Below are 18351 nucleotides of genomic sequence, written 5' to 3'. Positions count from 1 at the left end.
CCGGTGGTCACCCGCACCGATGCGCACCCACAGCGAAGCGGCCGGCCCTCAGGGGGCCGGCCGCTTCGCTGGTGCTGATGGTCCGGTCAGGCCACCGGAACCGGGTACGTCGGGTACTCCACCCCGGAGACGTGCTGGACGACGCGGATGACCTGGCACGAGTAGCCGAACTCGTTGTCGTACCAGAGGTAGAGGATCGCGTCGTCGCCCTCGACCTTGACGGCGCCGGCGTCGACGATCGAGGCGTGGCGCGAGCCGATGAAGTCGCTGGAGACCGCGTCGGGGGCGCTGATGAAGTCGATCTGGCGCTTGAGCGGCGAGTTCAGCGAGACGTTGCGGAGGTGGTCGAGGACCTCCTCGCGGGTGGTCTCGCGTGCGAGCCGCAGGTTCAGGATCGCGATCGAGACGTTCGGCACCGGGACGCGGATCGAGCTGCCGGTGATCCTCGCCTTCAGGTCGGGCAGTGCCTTGGCGACGGCGGAGGCGGCACCGGTCTCGGTGATCACCATGTTGAGCGGCGCGGAGCGGCCACGACGGTCGGCCGCGTGGTAATTGTCCAGCAGGTTCTGGTCGTTGGTGAACGAGTGGACGGTCTCCACGTGACCGCGCAGCACGCCGTACTCGTCGGCCATCGCCTTCAGCGGCGGGACGATCGCGTTGGTGGTGCAGGACGCGCAGGACAGGATCTGCTCGTCCGGCTTGATCGTGTCGTGGTTGACGCCGTGCACGATGTTGGGGACGTCGCCCTTGCCCGGGGCGGTCAGGACGACCTTGTCGATACCGGGGCGCAGGTGCTTCGACAGCCCCTCGCGGTCACGCCACTTGCCGGTGTTGTCGATGAGGATGGCGTCCTTGATGCCGTACGCCGTGTAGTCGACCTCCGACGGGTCGCCCGCGTAGATGACCTTGATCTCGTTGCCGTTGGCGTTGATCGTGCTGTTCGACTCGTCGACCGTGATGGTGCCCTGGAACTGGCCGTGGATGGAGTCGCGGCGCAGCAGCGAGGCGCGCTTGACGATGTCCTGGTCGCCACCCTGGCGGACGACGATGGCCCGCAGGCGCAGGCCGTTGCCGGAGCCGGCCTTCTCGATGAGCAGCCGGGCGACGAGACGGCCGATGCGGCCGAAGCCGTAGAGGACCACATCGCGCGGCTCGCGGCGCTCGATCTTGTCGGCGCCCGTGGCGCCGGCGACGGCTTCGGCGGTGAACTCCGCCACCGAGAGGCCGCGGTCGTCGGTCCGGTAGGTCTCGGCGAGCAGGCCGATGTCGATCTGGGACGGACCGAGGTCGAGCGTGGTCAGGGCCTGCAGGAACGGAAGCGTGTCGGTGACCGAGAGCTCGACGCCGGCGATCTGCCGGGCGAAGCGGTGGGTCTTGAGGATGCTGACCACCGACTTGTTCACCAAGGAGCGGCTGTGGAGAAGGACCGTGACGTCCCGCTCCCGGTGCAGCTTCCCGATGACGGGGATCATCGACTCCGCGATCTCCTCGCGGTTCTTCCAGTTGGTGAACGAGTCGTCATTGACAGTCACAGGAATATCTTTCGAGCTAGGCGGTGCTCATATGCTAACCCGTCCGTCTTTTGATCATGCGGGCGGTGTCGGCCCGGTGAGAAAGGCGCCCTTCCCCGCCCGGCCCGTATGGCAGGCTGCGCCGCATGTCGGGAGATCCGTACGACGGCCACAACCCCCTGCTCGTACTGCTGCTGGCCCTGGCGGGCCTCCTTGTCACACCCTGGGTCGGAGTCCGGGCGGTGGTGTTGCTGATCCGTGCGGGCGCCACGCGGTCCGCGCGTGCCGGCGCCAAGGGGCTTGCCGTGCTGGCCTGGGCGGGTGCGGTCGGTGTGTACACCTGGGGCGTACTGCACCTCGCCTTCCTGGACGAAAGCGGACAATCCCTGGCGTGTCGGGAGGCGGTGGGGAAGGAGAACGCCCAGCGCGTCGAGGGCTATGAACCGTCGTTCGTCCCCCTGCACTTCGGGTGCCGCGTCGACGGCGGGCGGATCCACGAAGGCGCTGTGCCCGGCTATGTGAATCCCGCGGCTGTGGTCTTCGGCGTGATCGCTGTCGCTCTGACAGTCGCCGTCCGCTCCCACCCCGAGCCGGCGGAGACAACCGCGACCAGTGCGCCCTCGTCAACCTGAGGTGGAGCGCCGGTAGTCGCGAACACCTCCTCCAGTCCCAGGGGTGTCAAAGCCGTCGGCTTGATCTCGGCATGTCCGACCAGGAGCCCGTCGCGACGAACCGCCCGGACGTCGAACAGGCCCTGGGCGTAGACCTTTGCGAAGAGCCGCCCGAACAGGCGCGGTCCGCCGCTTCAGGAGCCGGGCCGTCACCCATCCGCTCCCGCTCCCGCTCCCGCTCCCGCTCCGGCCCTCGATTCCGAGGACGTGCCCTGGGCGGCCGCCCGGTGGAGGCTGGGCCGGGTGCCGTACACACGCTTGAAGGCCACACTCAGTCCGAAGGCGCTTCGGTAGCCCACCTGCCGGGCGATCGACTCCGCGGTGGCCTCGGTGCGCGCCAGCAGATCCGCGGCCCGTGCGAGGCGCCAGCCGGTCAGATAGGCCATGGGCGGCTCTCCGACCAGGTCACTGAAGCGGCGGGCGAGAGTCGCTCGCGATACGCCGGCCTCCTCGGCGAGTGTGGTCACCGTCCACGGGCGCGCGGGTTCGTCGTGGATCAGTCGCAGGGCCTTCCCCGCGACCGGGTCGCCGAGCGCGCGGTACCAGCCGGGCGGGTCGGCCTCCGGGCGTGTGAACCATTCCCGCAGCGTGGCCAGCAACAGCAGATCGAGCAGTCTGTCCAGGACGGCTTGCTGCCCCGGATCGTCCCGGCTGATCTCCAGGGCGGTGAGGTCCAGGATCGGCGAGGGCCTGCCGTCGTGGCGAACGACGAGCACCCGCGGCAGCGCGCTCAGCAGCCGTTCGGAGACCCGGCCGCCGACCTGGTAGCTGCCGGTGAGCAGGACGGTAGGGCCGTCCAGGCTGTTCCCGCAGGTGCGAACGCCCAGAACGAGTTCGTCGCTGATCTCCTCGCCGTCGGCGGTCGTGCAGTGATCGGGTCCGTGGAGCACATACAGCGGCGCCGTCGGTACGTCGGCGCAGTCGGCGACGGAGAACGGCTCCGAGCCGACGACGATGGCCACATCTCCACCCCCGAGCGCCACGGGCGCGGCGTCGCCGGGAACGACCCAGCCGGTACCCCGCAGCATGGTGATCAGGGTGAGCGGTGTCCGGTCGGCGAAGCGCACCGACCACGGCGGGGCCACGAAGTTGCGGCTGAACAGGGCACCGTCCGACCGCACTTCGTAGAGCAGGCTTGCCAACGCATCCATGCCGCAACGCTAGACGCCGATGCGCCGTCGCGGGTGAGACGTTGAGACATCGGACTGAGCGGACAGGCCATTCCACCGCTCACCCCCGAACGCATTGACTGTCCGCATGACAAACAAACCGATCCTGGTCCTCGGCGGCACGGGCAAGACGGGACGCCGCGTGGCTTCCCGCCTCCGGCAGCGCGGACATGAGGTCCGGGTGGCTTCTCGGAAGGGGCCGACCCGATTCGACTGGAACGACGAGAACACATGGGAGCCGGTACTGGAGGGCGTCGGCGCGGCCTACTTGGTGGACTCGCAGCTCGATGACGCGGCGGTGTCGCTGAGTTCCTTCAGCAAGCTGGCCGTGTCGGGCGGCGCGGAGCGGCTGGTGCTGCTGTCCGTCCGCGACTGGGTCGTGCCGGCCGGCGAGGAGAAACTTCCCTGCGAGCGCGCGGTGCGGGAGTCCGGTGCGCAGTGGACGATCCTCAAACCGGCCTGGTTCGCGCAGAACTTCAGCGAGGACGCGTTCTTCCGAGGTCAGGTGCAAGACGGTGATGTCGTGATGTCGGCCGGGAACGGGGTCGAGCCGTTCATCGACGTCGAGGACATCGCGGACGTCGCCGTGGCAGCCCTCACCGGGGACGGCCACGGCGGGCAGGCCTACGAGCTGACCGGGCCGCGTCTGCTGAGCCTGCGGACCGTGGTCGACGAGATCGCCCGGGCCACCGGCCGGGACATCGCCTACCGTCCCGTCCCACCGGCCGACTTCGCGGCCTACGCCGTACGGCAGGGCCTGTCGCAGGAGTACACGGCCCTGCTGAACATGCTCTACGGGTGGATCAGCGAGAACCGCTTCGCAGAGCTCGCCGATGGCGTACAGCAGGTTCTGCACCGCGAACCCCGTGACGTCACGGACTACATCAGAGCCACCGCCGCCACCGGCATGTGGCACGGCTGACCGGAACCCGCCCCGGCCGGACACCGTCCGGTCGGGGCGGTCGGTGTCCGCGGGTCTGCAGCCGACCGTGATTCCGGTGCCATGCTGGGCGAACAACGACACAGCGAGGTGAGGGCACACCATGCGGTTCCGTATCACCGTCGAGACCGACGCCCCCGACGGTCCGGAAGAGACAGTGGCCCTCTGCACGGACGCCGAGGCCTACTACGTCGACCTGCCCCTTCCTGCTCGCCACCGTTACGAGCTGCGCGGGTGCTTGCCGAAAGGCGGACTCGCCGCGGCCGTCGCATCGGCGCTCGCCGGCGGCCCGGCTCCACTCGGAGGGCTCACACTGCACGCTCTGGACCGGCACGGAGTGCCCGTGGAACCGGCCTGGGACGTGTGGTGCCTGGCGGAGGTACGGATTCTGGGCGGTGGGCCGGCGGGCGCGCATGACGCTCCGGTCGACATCACGCTCGAGGCAGTCCTGGGCGGCCACGCAGGGGAGAACGCCGACGAGCAACCGGAAGTCCCCGAGGTGCCCCCGCCGTTCAGCGGATTCGTGCTGACGGGCACCGGCGACGAGGACTTCGGCGTCTGCACGCAAGTGGCTCTGATCGACAAGGAACCCGAACCCGACATCGCACCTCCGCGGCTTCTGGGATGTGAGCTCCGGGGGCCGTTGTCGGCCGCATGGGGATCGGGAGAGGACCAGTTCGACCTGGGCGGTGTGTATCTGTCGTCCCTGGACCGCACCGGCGTGGTCATCGACGAGCACTGGACCTGTCTGCACGTCGCATCATGGGCTCCCTCTCCGGCGGGCACGGGGCGCGTGGACCTCACCCTCGACATGTCGTGCAACGATTTCAGGTCCTCGGCTGCCGGCACGGTCCACGACATGTGGTGGGACGGGCCGCCCCGGGAGCCCAATCTCTGGGCCCCGCTCAGCGGCTTCGAGCGCGGCGCCTGGTCGAGGGCCACGCAGAACAATCGGGCCGCGCGTCCCACGCCCGGCACTCGGCCCGAGGCCACGCGCCATCTGGACGGCAGATACATCACCGACGAACAGGGCTTCGCCCTCGCCCTCGGCGAGGCCGTCAACGGCCCGGGTGGCTACTTCGGCTCATGCTTCGGGACCATCGAATACGCACTCGGCGACGACTGTGGCGCCCGGCCCCCTTTCACCCTGGTGTGGCACGACCACGAGGTGGCCCGCGCATGCCTCGGTCGCACGCCTCTCACGTACGACGCGTCACCCCCCTTCGCCGAGATCCTGGCGTTCTTCGCTGCGCACAAGGTGGACGTCGTCCTCGCCTGAGGGCGGGGCCTGACGCTGCTGCATTTGCCTCACGTGCGCGGTGCGGTGAGTGTGTGGGACCGGCGGCGGGTATGACGGACCGCATGATCGCGCCGCCGATTGCGGGTCCAGTGGCGTGGCGGCCCTATCGGTGCACGGCGAAGTGTGGGTGACAGGCGATGCGCGTGGTGTTCCTGCTGTCTCTGGGGGTCGTCTTCGGCGGCCTGATCTATTTCCTCGGGGTGGCTCTGCTGTAGCCATGACCGGCCCGGCTCCGCGACGGCATGCCATCAGGCGCTCACTGCCGCGGCCGCGAGGCCGCAGGCGTCCTCCACCCGGGGAACGGGCGAATGTCGTCCCGTGCGGACGGGCGTAGTGTCCCCTTATGGGTGAGGTTCGGTGCGGTTGGTGCCGCGCACGCGCGATCGGACGGACGCGGGTGTTGCGCCCGGTCGCTCCGCGGGGGGCCGGATGAGCCGGAAACCGTTCCGCCCCACGGCGACCGTGGACTCCGGCGGTCAGCTGCTGGACACCGCTCTGATCGATGTGGTGCGACAGGCCGGTGCGTCCCGAGGGATGTTCTATGTGCTGTCGCCGGCGGGGGAGGCGTTGTGGCTGGTGGTGGTCACCGGCACCCCCCGGGAGATCGCCGCTCCGTGGACCCGGGTGGGGCTGGCCGATCCGATTCCGGTGGCGGACGCGGTGCGGGAACGGCGTCTGGTCTGGGTCGGCGGCATGGAGGACGCGGCGCGCCGGTACCCGCGGCTGTCCCTGGTGCTGCCGTACGACTTCGCCCTGGCGGCTGCCCCGGTCACGTCGAAGGGCACAGTACGGGGCGCGCTGGTCCTGCTGTGGCCCGGTTTGCATGCGCCCGGTATGAGCCCCGCCGAGCGCGAGGCCACGGAGGAGGGCTGCCGGCGCCTGGGGCGCATCCTCCAGGTGGCTGCCGACGAGGGGGCGTCACTGCCGCCGAACCGGCCCCGCATCCTGGCCCCCCTGGCACTGGGGGAGGCGACGGCGACGGCGGCGTTCATCGACCGGCTGCCGGGCGGGTCGTGCGCCTTGGACCTGGGCGGCCGGATCACCTTCGTCACCCCGGATGCGGCCGAACTCCTCGGCGCCGACGCGGCCGACCTGCTGGGCGCACGGCCCTGGGAAGCCCTGCCGTGGATGGACGTGCCCGAGGTCGAGGACCGCTACCGGGCCGCGCTGGTCAGTGAGCAGCCCACGTCGTTCACCGTCGTGCGGCCGCCGGACACCTGGCTGGCGTTCGAGCTGTACCCGGACCCCTCCGGCATCAGTGTCCGCATCACCCCGAGCCGCCCCGCCGAGAGCAACGCCGCAGCTCAGCCCGTGCGCAGCGCGGGGCCGAGCCGTGCCACCCTGCTGTACCACCTGATGCACATGGCCGCCACGCTCACCGAGGCCATCGGCGTCCAGGACGTCGTCGACCAGGCCGCCGACCAGCTCATGCCGGCGCTCGGCGCGCAGGCCATGGCCATGATGACCGCGGAGGAGGGGCGACTGAAGATCGTTGGTCATCGCGGCTACAACGCCGCGCTCATCGAGCGCTTCGACCTCATCCCCCTGTCCGCGGACACTCCCGCAGCCCATGTCCTCGCCACCGGCGCTCCGAGCTTCTTCGCCTCCTTCGCCGACCTGAAGCGCTCCTATGCCGCGGCGGTCCATCAGGACGACATGGCCTCGTGGGCCTTTCTGCCGCTGATCGCCTCCAACCGCACCATCGGCACACTCGTTCTCGCCTACGCCCGGCCCCGCACCTTCGCACCGGCCGAACGTGCGGTCCTCATCTCCCTGGCCGGCCTGATCGGCCAAGCCCTGGACCGGGCTCGGCTCTACGACACCAAACACCGCGTCGCCCGGCGCCTCCAGGACGCGCTGCTGCCCGACGCCCTTCCTCGCGTCCCGGGCCTGAGCGTGGTGGCCCGCTATCTGCCCGCCGGACACGGCATGGATGTCGGTGGTGACTTCTACGATCTGATCCGTCTGGACCGCACGACCGCCGCGGCGGCCATCGGCGACGTCCAGGGCCACAACATCGACGCCGCCGCCCTGATGGGGCAGGTCCGCACCGCCGTCCACGCCCATTCCACGGTGGGCGCACCCCCAGGGGATGTCCTGAGCCGGACGAACCGTCTGCTCATCGACCTCGACCCCGGCCTGTTCACCAGCTGTCTGTACGTGCACCTGGACCTCGGACGCCAGGCCGCCTGTCTGGCCACGGCCGGCCACCCCAGACCACTGCTGCGTCACGCAGACGGCCGTACGCATGTCCTGCATGTCCCGCCCGGGCTGCTGCTCGGCATCGACCCGGAAGCGGAGTACCCGGCTCTCGAAATCCCGCTGCCACCCGGCAGTGTGCTCGTCCTGTACACCGACGGACTCATCGAATCCCCCGGAGTGGACCCCGACGACGCCGTTTCCGCACTCGCCCGGCTCGTCGAGGACGCGGACGCCGACGACCTGGAAGGCCTCGCGGACACGCTGATCGAGCACGCGCCCGGCCGTGGCGACGACATCGCCCTGCTGCTCATCAGCCCGCAGCAGAGCGGTGGATGACCGGAATCCAGGCGTGACGGCCGCCCCGACTCCCCCCGAAGGAGGGTGGTGGGTCGCGACAGCGGGTGTGTGAACCGGGTTCCCTCCCGGTCGCGTTGAACGGTCCGGCACCTTCGTCCGTACTGACGGGTGCGCGCCGTGCCAGTCGCCGTCCCAGTGCTCCCGACACAAGAGCAGTTCGTTCGTCGGACCGAACCGGGAGGCACCCATGCCATCGAATCGACGCGCCCCATCCGCCCTGCCCCTGCGCACGATCGGGATCATCCTCGCCGCATGCGCGGTCGTCGCCACGCTGCTGATCGTCACGCGAGGCGGCGACGAGGAAGCGGCCGCCGATCCGGTCTCCGCGGGAGTGCCGCAGCATGCCGGCGCCCATGACGCCGGTGCCGACGCGGCCGTCGAGGCGGCGCCACCGGAAGGACAGTCCCTTACCGAGTTGGACAAGACGTTCCTGGTCAAGGTGCGTCAGGCGGGCCTGTGGGAGATCCCGGCCGGGAAGCTGGCACAGACGCACGCCGCGAGTGAGTCCGTGAAACGGGCCGGACTGCACCTCATCGACGGTCACAGCAAACTCGACCAGCTGGTCCGCGAAGACGCCCGGATCCTCGGCGTCGCCCTGCCCAATGAGGCCACAGCCGAACAGCAGGGATTCGTGAAGCAGATGGAGAACGCCCAGGGGGCGGAGTTCGACCGGATCTTCGCCAACCTGCTGCGGGCCTCGCACGGAAAGATCTTCGCCACGATCGCCGAAGTCCGGGCGGGTACGCAGAACGACCTGATCCGCCGCCACGCGCGTCAGGCAAACCAGACCGTCCTGGACCATCTCGAAGTTCTCGAGGACACCGGGTTCGTCGACAGTGCGACGTTCCAGGAGGTCGAAACGGCCGTGAAGCCGAAGTAGTGCTGCGTCGTGCCGATCGCACCCCGTGGTGGCTTCGACCAGCCCTCTGGACCAATCCATTGCACTGTGCAAGGCTTCCGGGTGGGGAGGCCCGGCATCGAGCCGGCCCCTGCCCGGGAGCACGGCACTGGCACGGTGACGCCGCTCGCATAGGGCAGAGGGTTCGATGACGGATCTCTCCTTGTCAGGTGGTCGGTGAAGCGGGCCGCGTCCGGCCGTACCGGCGTCCTCGGCGCCCTCGTTGTGTCTGCTGCCCGGTGGCCGGTCCGTAAGCTCCACCCCATGACCGGATCCGCAGCCGAGAGTCTCCATGCATGCCGGACGAACCTCGGCCCCGCGCCACGCACGTTCGACTTCGGCGACAAACGCCGCTATCTGCGGATCCCCCTGCCCGAGTGGATCGCGGCCGCGGAACCCCTGCGGGAGATTCTGTGGCAGCAGAACACCCTGCTCCGGGAAGGGCGGTTGGTCTGGGCTTCCTTGGTGCAGGCGGACGAGCGGCTCTTCCTGCCCGGTGATCACGACCACCCCGCGACAGTGATCTACAGCCCGGACGCCGCCGCCTTCGACGAGCACCCCGATCGCCTGCGCGCCACGGCCCAGGCTCTGTACGCGCTGAAGAGCGACGGCCACGAGGATCCCGCGTCGGGTGCCTTCGCCGCGACGCTCGCCGACGAGACGCAGTACCTGCCGAGGATGCGCGTGCCGAGGAATCTGGCGGGTGACGACGAGGTCTACTGCACCCACATCATCGTCTGCCGCCGCCATCTGCCCGACGGCGTCCTCCGTCACGCCCTCTTCCCGTTGCTCATCCACCCGGACCTCACACCGAGGGCGATGATGCTGCCGAGCCGCTACTGGCCCCCGGAACTCGCCCACTGACGCGCAGCCCTGGCCCGAAGCCCGTCCTTGCAGGAGTCGGTGCCGGCGCGCGGTAAAGGCGGGGTGTCAGCGTCGGACCGGGCCCAACTCCCGTTCGGCGACGGCGCGGAAGCTGCTCGGCGGGCGGCCGGTGAGACGCTCGACCGTGTCGGTGGTGCGGTCCTCGTCGCCTTCGGCGATGGCGAGGTCCATGCCGGCGAGCATCTCCGCGAACTCCGTGGGCATCTCGGCGCTGAGGCGGTCGCGCATCTGCTCGTACGTCAGCCGACAGTGGCTGACGGCCCGTCCGGTGACCTCGCCGAGAACGGCGGCGATGTCGTCGTGGCTCAGTGCCTGCGGTCCGGTCACGACGAGGTCGGTGTTCGGGGCCTGCGCCTCGGTCAGTGCGTGGACGGCGACGGCTGCGATGTCATCCGCGTCGACGAACCCGATGCGCCCGTCACCGGCCGCCGTCCGGATGGTCCCCTCCTCGCGGATGGTCCGGGCGTGTGCGTGGTCGCCGGTGAAGTTCTGCATGAACCACGAGGGCCGCAGGACCGCCCACTCGGGGAACAGCCCCGGTAGCGCCCGGTGGACCTGGCCCACTGCGGGACCGCCCTCGGGGATCGCCGACGAACTGAGCAGCACGGCACGGTGCACCCCTGCGCCGCGGGCCTGCCGGAGGAAAGGCAGCATCACGGCCGCCGGGTCCGGAGCGCCGAGCGGCGGGATGAGATAGATCCGGTCCACGCCTTCGAGGGCGCCGGCGAAGGAGGCGGGGTCGTCCCAGTCGAACCGCACCGGGCTGCACCCCTCCACCGGTGTGGCGCGTCGGCCGGCCGCCTTCACGGGGTGTCCCGCGGCGGTGAGCCGCGCGGCGACGCGGCTGCCAGTGGTGCCGGTGGCCCCGACGACCAGGGTGAACTTGCGGGCCGTGGTCATCCGTTGCTCCCGGCGAAGTCGGTGGCGGGGTCCTGGAGGGCGAGCGGGTTCCAGTAGTCGCGGTACCGGGTGATGAGGCCGTTCTCGACGGTGACGACGGCGATGTAGGACATGTCGAAGGGGCCTCCGGTCTTTACCAGGCGGCCCACACCACGCATCTCGACCACGATGGTCTCCGGGGTGACGGTCCGGTGGATCTCGACATACGGGAAGTCGTGAAGATCGATGTGGTCCGGGTAGCCGCGCATGTAGCCGGCGACGGCGGTCTTGCCTTCCAGCCGCTTCGGCCAACCGTCCGGTGCGAAGGGGAATTCGAGGACGCCGGCCTCGTCCCACAGGTCCACCCAGGCGGGGATGTCCTTGTCCAGCAGCAGCTTCAAGCCGTGCCGGTACAGGTCCGCGGGTGTGGTGATCGCGGTCATGGGGTGACTCCGTCCAGTACGATGCGGACCGTGGGTCCGCTTCGTGTTCGACAATACGGACCCGTGGTCCGCTTTGCAAGGAGGAGCCGCATGCCCGACCGCAAACCCCGCGCGGACGCGACGCGCAACCGTGAGGCCGTCCTCGCGGCCGCCGACGCACTCTTCGCCCGCTGCGCGAGCCCCGAGGCGGTCACCATGGCCGACATCGCGGCAGCGGCCGGCGTCGGGAAGGCGACGCTCTTCCGCGGCTTCGGCGACCGCACCGGCCTGATCCGTGCGCTGTACGAAATGCGCCTCGCACCGGTCAGACACGCCGCCGAGCAGGGGGAGTCGCCGTTGGGCCCGGCCGCTCCGCCGCTTCAGCGCGTGCCCGCCCTCCTCGACGCCATCCTGTGCTTCAAGATCGACAACCGCCATCTCGCGCTGGCGCTGGAAGGGACCGGCGGCGACAGCCCTTACGCGGCGGAACACTACGAACGCTGGCACGGCACGCTCCGGGCCGCGCTGGAGCGGATTCCCGGACTCGCGGACAGCGAGTTCACCGCGCACGCACTGCTGGCCGTGACCCGGGCCGACCTCGTCGAACACCTCGTGGGCCGGCAGGGGATGACGCGTCAGCAGATGAGAGACCGCCTGGCGGCGTTCACTGCCAGAGTCCTGGAGGCACCGGGGGACTGAGCACCGCACCGGGTGAGGCCCCCGTACGGGTCGCTCGCCGCGGTCCGGCACGATGGCTCGCATGAACGCCGGGGGAGACGAGTACGCACAGCTGCTCACGAGGGCGGGTCTGGAGATCGTGGGTGACGGTCGCGGCGACGACGTCCTGCCGACGTGGGTCGCCATGCGTCCTGTTGTGGCGGGCAACGCGGAGCCGACCGTCGCAGTAAGGCACGGCCGGCCGGACCTCGTCGCCGAGTTGAACGCTCAGTGGTTCCGCCTCGCCGTGGAGTGCGGAGTGATCGGCGAGGACGGCGACTTCCTGATCTCCGCGCCGGGCGGTGCGGGTGGGGGATGGACGCGCGTCCGCCTGGCCCACTCGTGGGACCTCGCGGGGACGCTGGGGGACAGGCCGGGGTTGGCGGAGTTCCTCACGGCGGCGACCGACGGGGACGCGATCCTCGGGATGACGAGCGAGGAGTACGAGACCTGGCTCCTCGCGAAGGACCGGGTGGGGCAGTGGCAGGAGGAGACCGCTCGGGCCGCGGCCAGGGAGAGCCCTCAGGAACGGGCGGCCGCCTGGGCCTCGTTGCTGAACGGGCCGCGTCCCACCGAGCAGCTGTACGCCTCCTGGATGGAGGGGCTGGGAGGCAACAGGGCCGCGCCCGAAGACGTCCTGCGGCGGTTGCTGGGCAGGGCCCATCCCGGCCGGCCGCACGGGCACCCCAACTTTCCCCGCACAGGTCTGCTGCGGTACGCGGACGACCCTCATCCACGGATGCGCCTGCTGGCGTTGGACGACCCCGACTCCACGGCCGAATTGGTGGAGCGGTTCAGCCGGGACCCCGACGAGGAGGTACGGGCGCGGGCCGCGAGCGACCCTCGGCTGTCCGCCGCATCCGCCGTACGACTGACCGACGACCCCCGGTCGTCCGTGCGCCTCGAGGCCGCCGGGAATCCGTGCCTGCCCGCACGAACGCTGATCGGACTCCTGCGGGACCGCGAGCGTGCGGCCGGGAATCCCGCGCTGCCCGTGTCGGTGATGCACGGGATGATCGACGCCCGCGAGTCCCCCCTCACGGGGTGAAGCGGCGGCGCGAGGCCTCGATGTGGCCGAGGTAGCGGTGGGTCCAGTCGCACATGCCGTCGATCGTCACCCGCAGGGCCTGGCCCGGCTCGGTGAGGGTGTACTCGACCCGCGGCGGCACGACGGGGTGCACTGTCCGCTCGATGAGGCCGTTGCGCTCCAGCATGCGCAAGTTCTGGGTGAGCATCTTGTGGCTGATGCCCTCGATCTCGTTCCGTATCTCGCCGAAGCGCAGGGTGTGCTCCCCGAGGGCCTCGATGATCAGGAGCGCCCACTTGTTGGCGACGTCCGAGAAGATCTCCCGCGCCAGCGAATCCGCGCGCCTGAGGTCCGCTTCGTCGGGCGAGCCGCTGAACTGCTTGGTCACCATCAGGTTCCCCAGTCACCGAAAAGTGCGTTCTTCCACGTCAGCGGTCACTCTCCTACAGTTCCTGAGTAACCACAAGAGACCGGGAGTACCCCGGTCCGGTGACAGCGGGCCCCTGGGCCCGTCATGAACAAGGAGGCGGGCAGCATGGCCATCACCCTGGTGAACCCCAGCGGATTGCCGCAGATCGATGCCTACCGGCAGGTGTCGATCGCGACCGGGTCGAAGCTGGTCTTCATCGCCGGCCAGGTCGCCTGGGACGCCGAGGGGACCACGGTCGGCGAAGGTGATCTCGCCGCTCAGGTCGAGCAGTGCTACCTCAATGTCGGCACCGCGCTGGCCGCGGCCGGTGGATCCTTCGACGACGTGGCGAAACTGACCGTCTACGTCGTCGACTGGACCCCCGACAAGATGCCCCTGTTCCTTGAAGGGGTTGCCCGGGCAGCCGAGAAGCTCGGGGGCACCCCGGTGCCGCCGGGCACGCTGCTGGGAGTCGCGGCACTGGACGTACCCGACCATCTCGTCGAGGTCGAAGCCACCGCGGTCATCGACTGAACAGGCCTTCCGCGCGCGCAGGTTGCCTGTGGTGCGCGTGACCGCAGGACCTCGGACGCCGACTCGCGCCGGCGCGATCGGCTGCCGGCCCGGGCGGGCTCACCGGACCCCGGGGCCGGACCCGATGTGCGTGACTCGCGCCCACGCCGGTGGCGAGTCCGGCACATAGTCCGGATCGTCCTCGTCCCAGGTCGCGCGCGTCTGCCGAGGGAACAGACCCACCACCGTCCGGCACGGTGGTCGCGTGTCGGGCCACGGCGTCTGTCCGTCGGTGAGGGCCACGACGACGTCCGGCCGGGGTCGCGTGCGGAGTGCCTTGGCGAAGCCCGTACGCAGATCCGTACCGCCGCCGCCCATGAGTGGAATTCCCTCGGCGCGGCACAGCGAGTGCGCGAACTCGGCCGCCGCGTCGCACGGCACCACGGTGACCAGGTCGCGGCGGCCGCCCACGGCACGGGAGATCGCGGCGACTTCGAGGAGCGCGCTGCCCAGTTCGGCATCACTGACCGACCCGGACGTGTCGATGACCACGGCGACCCGGGGCGGCACGCGCCGCAGGCTCGGCAGGACGGCGCCCGGCACGCCGGCCGAACGCCGCGACGGCCGGCCGTAGGTGTAGTCCTCGCCCGCACCGGCGGCGGAGGCCGCCGAACGCACCGCCGCCCCCAGCAACTCCCGCCACGGTTGCGGCGGGTGGAAGGCTTCCTCCGCCCATCGCCGCCATCCCTTGGGCGCGCTCCCCGGACGGCCGGTGATGCCCTGCGCCACCCGGAACCGGACCGCGTCACGTTCCTGGTCGCTGAGGCCGTGCGCGCCGTCCGGTCCCAGTTCCCACTCCCGTGCCAGTCCGTCGGCGCCACTGCCGCAGTCGAGCCAGGTCATGCTCTGCGTACGCGGCCCGAGCCCGAACTGGCGCAGATAGTCCTCCATCAACTCCCCCTCGGGGAGCCCCAGAAGCTCCGGATCGACCGCGCCGTCGGGCCGGACCAGCCCGTCACCGAAGGCGTCGTCGTTGATCTCGCAGTCCGCGGCGATGTTCATCCGCAGCCGTTCCCCCGGACCGGTCAGCCCCCGCTCCTTGGCGACCCGGTCACTGCGGCCGTGATGGTCGCGCAGCAGGTGCGACACCTCGTGCACCCACACCCCGGCCAGTTCCTCCACCGGCGTCCGTGCCACGAAGGCCGGTGAGACATAGCACCGCCAGTGCCGGTCCACGGCCATCGTGGGTACCGTCCGCGACTCCACGGTGTGCAGGGCGAAGAGTGCGGTCGCCAGGTACGGCCGGGCCCGGGCGGCCTGAAGCCGGGCGGCGAAGAGTTTGTCGAGGTCCAGTGTCCTCGGTGCGTCCGGCATCATCGTCCGGCCCGCGTGGCGACCGCGGCACGGGCCGCCGCCTTGTCGGCTCGCCGGGACAGGGACACCACTCCGGCGAGGCCTTCGATCGACGTCGGTACGTCCCAGTCCTCGCGGCGCAGCGACGCGAGGGTGGTCGCGGGGACCACCACCAGATCCGGAGCTCCCGTCTCCAACGCCCTGACCAGCAGCGCCCAGGCCGCGTCCCAGCGGGACTTCTCCGGCCGGGTGCGGACCGCCTGCACGACACCGTCGAGCACGGCCTGGCGCAGATCTCCCCGTTCGGGCAGGACCGCGCTCGCCGGGTCGGCGAGCAGCACCTCGGGATCGGGGAGGTCCATCCGGTCGAGACCGGCCAGCAGCTCCAGCCCCGGACCGTCGCCCACGGTGCCCCTGACCAGCAGGGAGAGTACTTCCCGGGAGCAGCCGGCCGCGGTCGCGAAAGCGATCAGACACAGGGTCATCTCCCAGCTCCGCGGTGACGGCCACGGTCCGCCCCTGCGCATGTCGTTGCTGGGCAGCCGGTGCACGAGACCCGGGCGGGCGGCGAGCAGCCCGCACACCGCGCGGCGGGCGAAGTCCACGGCGTCCGGCAATCTCGCCGGGTCGAGCCGGGGCAGTGTGGCCCGCGGCCACGTCCCACCGAGGCCGCGTACCACCACCTCGTGGTCGTGGGTCCACTGGAGATGGACGAAACGGTTGGCCAGCGGCGGACTCAGCTCCCAGCCGTCCGCTGCCGAGGACCGAGGGTTGGCGGCGGCCACGATCCGTACGCTGGGCGGCAGTTGGAGGGAGCCGATCCGCCGCTCCAGCACAAGACGCAGCAGGGCGGCCTGAACGGCCGGTGGCGCCGTGGACAGTTCGTCCAGGAACAGCAGCCCTTTGCCTGCCCGTACGAGTCGCACCGCCCAGTCCGGCGGGGCCATCGGGACACCCTGTTCCGCCGGATCGTCCCCGACGATGGGCAGACCCGAGAAGTCGGAGGGCTCGTGCACACTGGCGATCACCGTGGTCAGCGGAAGGTCCAGAGCCGCGGCGAGTTGTGTCAGGGCCGCGGTCTTGCCGATCCCCGGCTCGCCCCACAGGACGACGGGCAGGTCGGCGGCCACGGCGAGCGTGAGTGCCTCCAGTTGTGTGTCGGGACGCGGTTCGGTGGTGGTATCGCGCAGCAGCGTCAGCAACTCACCGGCGACGTCGAGCTGGGAAGCGTGGGAGGGGTCGTCGGGGAGTGTGCCGGTGGAGGCAGTGGCGGACGGGGTGCATGTGGGCATGTCTGATCACCTTTGGGGTTCGTGACGGGGCGAGTGGGTGCGGAGGACCGAGGTCCCCGGGTCAGCGTGCGGTGGTGTGGCGCGGGCGGGAGCGCAGGTCACGGGGACGAGCGGGCCCCGGGCGGAGGCGGTCGGGCCCGGGGCCGACCAGGCCTGCCCGGTAGATGCCGTAGGCGATCCGACGCTGCGCGGCCGCCTCCAGCGCGTCCCTGAGAGCGCCGTCACGCAGCACGGCCTCGCAGCCCAGCAGGCCCTCGACGACGGCCAGCGCACCGGCGGTGTCACCGTGCTCCAGACGTTCGCGCACGCCGACCAGACAGTCCGGCCGACGATGTGCCTGGTCGATGAACCGCAGGCAGGGAAGGGGGGTACCGGTCAGTGCGACCAGCAGTTCTTCCCGGAGGGTCTCGGCGGGGTCGTGGTCCAGGGGCACGAGGACCCCGTCGACCAGACCGACCCGATGCCGAACTCCCCGGCACTCCACCAGGTGTGGCTGTCCCGCGCTGGTGGGAACGGGGGAGCCTGCCGCCGGCGCATGGCCGGGTACGAGTGCCGAGGCGACCAGGGGGTGCAGCCGGCCGGCCTCGATCGAACGGGTGCGGATCAGGTCCAGATCGGGCAGCACCCAGGTCGCCGCGTCGGGCAGGACGGGCAGGGTCGAGATGTCGCCGTCGGCCGGCGCCGGCGTGATCCGCAGGGTGGACGGTCCGGGGCCGTCCCTGTCCGCGGCGGGCTCCAGCAGCAGTCTGCGCCGTCCGCCGAACCTCACGGCGACCGTGCCGTCCGTCCGCCCCTCGGCGCGCAGCAGGATCGCCGCCTCGTCCGCCCATCGGTCAACGGCACACCGGAGCTCCCGCGGCACCACCCCCGACGGATCCGGATCCGGATCCGGGGGAGGGAAGTCGGCGGACAGCGCACCCGCGCCGGAGCGGACCCGCAGCTCATCGGTCCTGCGCGCGTCCCAGAGGTGCCGGTGCAGGTCGAGGCGGAACCGCCGGTCGGGATGGGGGTGCGGATGCCGTCGGGCGCCGGGCTCGGCATGGGCTCCGTCCCACAGGGCGAGGCTGATCCGCTGACCGCCGTCCGCCCAGGCAGGCGGAGTGCGGACCACCAGTTGCACAGTCGATCCGTCGTTCTGCCCGGCAGCGTCGTACCGGGCGAGGACAATGGTCAGACCTGGGCGCAGCAGTCCGTCGGGAGCGACCCTCGGCATGTGCCAGCGCAGCAAGTCGGGGGCCAGATGGCGGAGATCGGCCCGGATCCGGGTCGCGAGCTCGCGGCCATGAGTGCGGGCCACGGAGCGCATATCGAGGTCGACATCGATGCCTGCGGCGGCGCACGCGCCTGCCCAGTCCCCGGCATGGCGGCGGGCGGTCGCAGTCTCGATCATGGACGGCGGCACGGCATAGTCACGCACGCGCAGCCAGAAGGAAAGGCGGGAATCCCCGTTCGCGATCTGAGTGAGCATCAGCACTCACCTTGCGCGGACGGGACCCCCAATCTGTGAACAGAATGAGTGATCATCGCGGCGAGCATAGCGCGCCGGACCGCGATCTGCCAGGTTCCGCGGGCGGGAGCGGGGTCCGCCGGGCCAGTGGGCCGCCGTCCCGGGGAGGCTAAGCGGCATGGCACCGGACGACCGGGACGGCGCGAGGCCGGCGATCCTCAACCGCCTGCTCCGCCGCACGAGTTGCCTGACGATCGGCGTACGGGGCATTCCCATTCTCGTCGGGACGGTGCTGTTCGTATGGGGGTGAGCCGATGGCGACGGGACGTGCCGGCACGCCCGCCCGGCGCCGGACGCCG

General features: G+C 70.8%; 18 protein-coding genes and 1 pseudogene. 10 read left to right on the top strand and 9 right to left on the bottom strand.

Annotated elements, in window-relative coordinates; translation table 11 throughout:
• Positions 1–86: 86 nt before the first annotated feature.
• A complete protein-coding gene (locus OHA05_RS02470; RefSeq protein ID WP_313948092.1) occupies positions 87–1532 on the bottom strand; it encodes a glyceraldehyde-3-phosphate dehydrogenase in 1446 nt (481 codons plus the stop codon).
• Positions 1533–1657: 125 nt separating this feature from the next.
• Between OHA05_RS02470 and OHA05_RS02465 the strand changes: the two genes are divergently transcribed.
• A complete protein-coding gene (locus tag OHA05_RS02465; RefSeq protein ID WP_328859638.1) occupies positions 1658–2143 on the top strand; it encodes a hypothetical protein in 486 nt (161 codons plus the stop codon).
• Positions 2144–2196: 53 nt separating this feature from the next.
• On the opposite strand, the pseudogene OHA05_RS02460 reads toward OHA05_RS02465, so the two are convergent.
• Positions 2197–2339 (bottom strand): annotated as a pseudogene (locus OHA05_RS02460) (GNAT family N-acetyltransferase); the annotation flags it as partial.
• Entirely contained in the window at positions 2332–3333 is a 1002-nt protein-coding gene (locus OHA05_RS02455) for an AraC family transcriptional regulator (RefSeq protein WP_328859637.1), read from the bottom strand. The pseudogene OHA05_RS02460 and the gene OHA05_RS02455, both read right to left, overlap by 8 nt.
• A gap of 106 nt (positions 3334–3439) precedes the next feature.
• Here OHA05_RS02455 and OHA05_RS02450 point away from each other — a divergent pair, with 106 nt between their 5' ends.
• From OHA05_RS02450 to OHA05_RS02430, 5 genes are all read left to right on the top strand, one after another.
• On the top strand, positions 3440–4273 hold the full coding sequence (locus tag OHA05_RS02450; protein WP_328859636.1) for an NAD-dependent epimerase/dehydratase family protein: 834 nt from the start codon (positions 3440–3442) through the stop codon (positions 4271–4273).
• Between the two features lie 121 nt (positions 4274–4394).
• Positions 4395–5570, top strand: a complete 1176-nt coding sequence (locus OHA05_RS02445) for a hypothetical protein (protein WP_328859635.1) — start codon at positions 4395–4397, stop codon at positions 5568–5570.
• 450 nt (positions 5571–6020) lie between these two features.
• Positions 6021–8129, top strand: coding sequence for a SpoIIE family protein phosphatase (locus OHA05_RS02440; RefSeq protein WP_328859634.1), 2109 nt, complete (start codon positions 6021–6023; stop codon positions 8127–8129).
• Between the two features lie 208 nt (positions 8130–8337).
• Entirely contained in the window at positions 8338–9030 is a 693-nt protein-coding gene (locus tag OHA05_RS02435; protein WP_313948098.1) for a DUF4142 domain-containing protein, read from the top strand.
• 282 nt (positions 9031–9312) lie between these two features.
• A complete protein-coding gene (locus OHA05_RS02430) occupies positions 9313–9912 on the top strand; it encodes a hypothetical protein (protein WP_328859633.1) in 600 nt (199 codons plus the stop codon).
• 66 nt (positions 9913–9978) lie between these two features.
• Here OHA05_RS02430 and OHA05_RS02425 read toward each other — a convergent pair whose 3' ends face one another.
• Positions 9979–10833 carry an NmrA family NAD(P)-binding protein gene (locus OHA05_RS02425; RefSeq protein WP_328859632.1) on the bottom strand — a complete coding sequence of 285 codons (855 nt, stop codon included), beginning with the start codon at positions 10831–10833 and terminating at the stop codon, positions 9979–9981.
• Positions 10830–11255: a nuclear transport factor 2 family protein gene (locus OHA05_RS02420; RefSeq protein ID WP_313948101.1), complete on the bottom strand. Its 426-nt coding sequence runs from the start codon at positions 11253–11255 to the stop codon at positions 10830–10832. The genes OHA05_RS02425 and OHA05_RS02420 overlap by 4 nt, the downstream gene beginning before the upstream one ends.
• Positions 11256–11345: 90 nt before the next feature.
• Between OHA05_RS02420 and OHA05_RS02415 the strand changes: the two genes are divergently transcribed.
• Together OHA05_RS02415 and OHA05_RS02410 are read left to right on the top strand one after the other, a co-directional pair.
• On the top strand, positions 11346–11933 hold the full coding sequence (locus tag OHA05_RS02415) for a TetR/AcrR family transcriptional regulator (protein ID WP_313948102.1): 588 nt from the start codon (positions 11346–11348) through the stop codon (positions 11931–11933).
• A 61-nt stretch (positions 11934–11994) separates the two neighbouring features.
• Entirely contained in the window at positions 11995–12999 is a 1005-nt protein-coding gene (locus tag OHA05_RS02410) for a HEAT repeat domain-containing protein (RefSeq protein WP_328859631.1), read from the top strand.
• On the opposite strand, the gene OHA05_RS02405 is transcribed toward OHA05_RS02410, so the two are convergent.
• A complete protein-coding gene (locus OHA05_RS02405; protein ID WP_328859630.1) occupies positions 12989–13369 on the bottom strand; it encodes a winged helix-turn-helix transcriptional regulator in 381 nt (126 codons plus the stop codon). The two genes, OHA05_RS02410 and OHA05_RS02405, sit on opposite strands and share 11 nt — an antisense overlap.
• Positions 13370–13513: 144 nt before the next feature.
• Here OHA05_RS02405 and OHA05_RS02400 point away from each other — a divergent pair, with 144 nt between their 5' ends.
• Positions 13514–13921 carry a RidA family protein gene (locus tag OHA05_RS02400; RefSeq protein WP_328859629.1) on the top strand — a complete coding sequence of 136 codons (408 nt, stop codon included), beginning with the start codon at positions 13514–13516 and terminating at the stop codon, positions 13919–13921.
• Between the two features lie 99 nt (positions 13922–14020).
• Here the strand turns inward: OHA05_RS02400 and OHA05_RS02395 are convergent, their stop codons facing one another.
• The 3 genes from OHA05_RS02395 to OHA05_RS02385 form a co-directional block, all read right to left on the bottom strand.
• Complete coding sequence (locus tag OHA05_RS02395) at positions 14021–15277, bottom strand: vWA domain-containing protein (protein WP_328859628.1); 1257 nt, start codon at positions 15275–15277, stop codon at positions 14021–14023.
• Entirely contained in the window at positions 15274–16545 is a 1272-nt protein-coding gene (locus OHA05_RS02390) for an AAA family ATPase (protein ID WP_328859627.1), read from the bottom strand. Before OHA05_RS02390 ends, OHA05_RS02395 begins: the two co-directional genes overlap by 4 nt.
• Before the next feature lie 61 nt (positions 16546–16606).
• Positions 16607–18013, bottom strand: coding sequence for a hypothetical protein (locus tag OHA05_RS02385; RefSeq protein ID WP_328859626.1), 1407 nt, complete (start codon positions 18011–18013; stop codon positions 16607–16609).
• Positions 18014–18170: 157 nt separating this feature from the next.
• On the opposite strand from OHA05_RS02385, the gene OHA05_RS02380 reads away from it, so the two are divergent.
• A complete protein-coding gene (locus OHA05_RS02380) occupies positions 18171–18302 on the top strand; it encodes a hypothetical protein (protein ID WP_328859625.1) in 132 nt (43 codons plus the stop codon).
• Positions 18303–18351: the final 49 nt, after the last annotated feature.

Origin of the sequence: Streptomyces sp. NBC_00306, assembly GCF_036169555.1 — a bacterium.
GTDB lineage: Bacteria > Actinomycetota > Actinomycetes > Streptomycetales > Streptomycetaceae > Streptomyces > Streptomyces achmelvichensis.
This window is presented reverse-complemented; position numbering and strand designations above follow the sequence as displayed.

Coding starts and splice junctions, on each gene's coding strand:
- OHA05_RS02465 (WP_328859638.1), top strand. CDS start 1,658: ATGTCGGGAGATCCGTACGACGGCCACAACCCCCTGCTCGTACTGCTG.
- OHA05_RS02455 (WP_328859637.1), bottom strand. CDS start 3,333: ATGGATGCGTTGGCAAGCCTGCTCTACGAAGTGCGGTCGGACGGTGCC.
- OHA05_RS02450 (WP_328859636.1), top strand. CDS start 3,440: ATGACAAACAAACCGATCCTGGTCCTCGGCGGCACGGGCAAGACGGGA.
- OHA05_RS02445 (WP_328859635.1), top strand. CDS start 4,395: ATGCGGTTCCGTATCACCGTCGAGACCGACGCCCCCGACGGTCCGGAA.
- OHA05_RS02440 (WP_328859634.1), top strand. CDS start 6,021: ATGAGCCGGAAACCGTTCCGCCCCACGGCGACCGTGGACTCCGGCGGT.
- OHA05_RS02435 (WP_313948098.1), top strand. CDS start 8,338: ATGCCATCGAATCGACGCGCCCCATCCGCCCTGCCCCTGCGCACGATC.
- OHA05_RS02430 (WP_328859633.1), top strand. CDS start 9,313: ATGACCGGATCCGCAGCCGAGAGTCTCCATGCATGCCGGACGAACCTC.
- OHA05_RS02425 (WP_328859632.1), bottom strand. CDS start 10,833: ATGACCACGGCCCGCAAGTTCACCCTGGTCGTCGGGGCCACCGGCACC.
- OHA05_RS02420 (WP_313948101.1), bottom strand. CDS start 11,255: ATGACCGCGATCACCACACCCGCGGACCTGTACCGGCACGGCTTGAAG.
- OHA05_RS02415 (WP_313948102.1), top strand. CDS start 11,346: ATGCCCGACCGCAAACCCCGCGCGGACGCGACGCGCAACCGTGAGGCC.
- OHA05_RS02410 (WP_328859631.1), top strand. CDS start 11,995: ATGAACGCCGGGGGAGACGAGTACGCACAGCTGCTCACGAGGGCGGGT.
- OHA05_RS02405 (WP_328859630.1), bottom strand. CDS start 13,369: ATGGTGACCAAGCAGTTCAGCGGCTCGCCCGACGAAGCGGACCTCAGG.
- OHA05_RS02400 (WP_328859629.1), top strand. CDS start 13,514: ATGGCCATCACCCTGGTGAACCCCAGCGGATTGCCGCAGATCGATGCC.
- OHA05_RS02395 (WP_328859628.1), bottom strand. CDS start 15,277: ATGATGCCGGACGCACCGAGGACACTGGACCTCGACAAACTCTTCGCC.
- OHA05_RS02390 (WP_328859627.1), bottom strand. CDS start 16,545: ATGCCCACATGCACCCCGTCCGCCACTGCCTCCACCGGCACACTCCCC.
- OHA05_RS02385 (WP_328859626.1), bottom strand. CDS start 18,013: ATGCTCACTCAGATCGCGAACGGGGATTCCCGCCTTTCCTTCTGGCTG.
- OHA05_RS02380 (WP_328859625.1), top strand. CDS start 18,171: ATGGCACCGGACGACCGGGACGGCGCGAGGCCGGCGATCCTCAACCGC.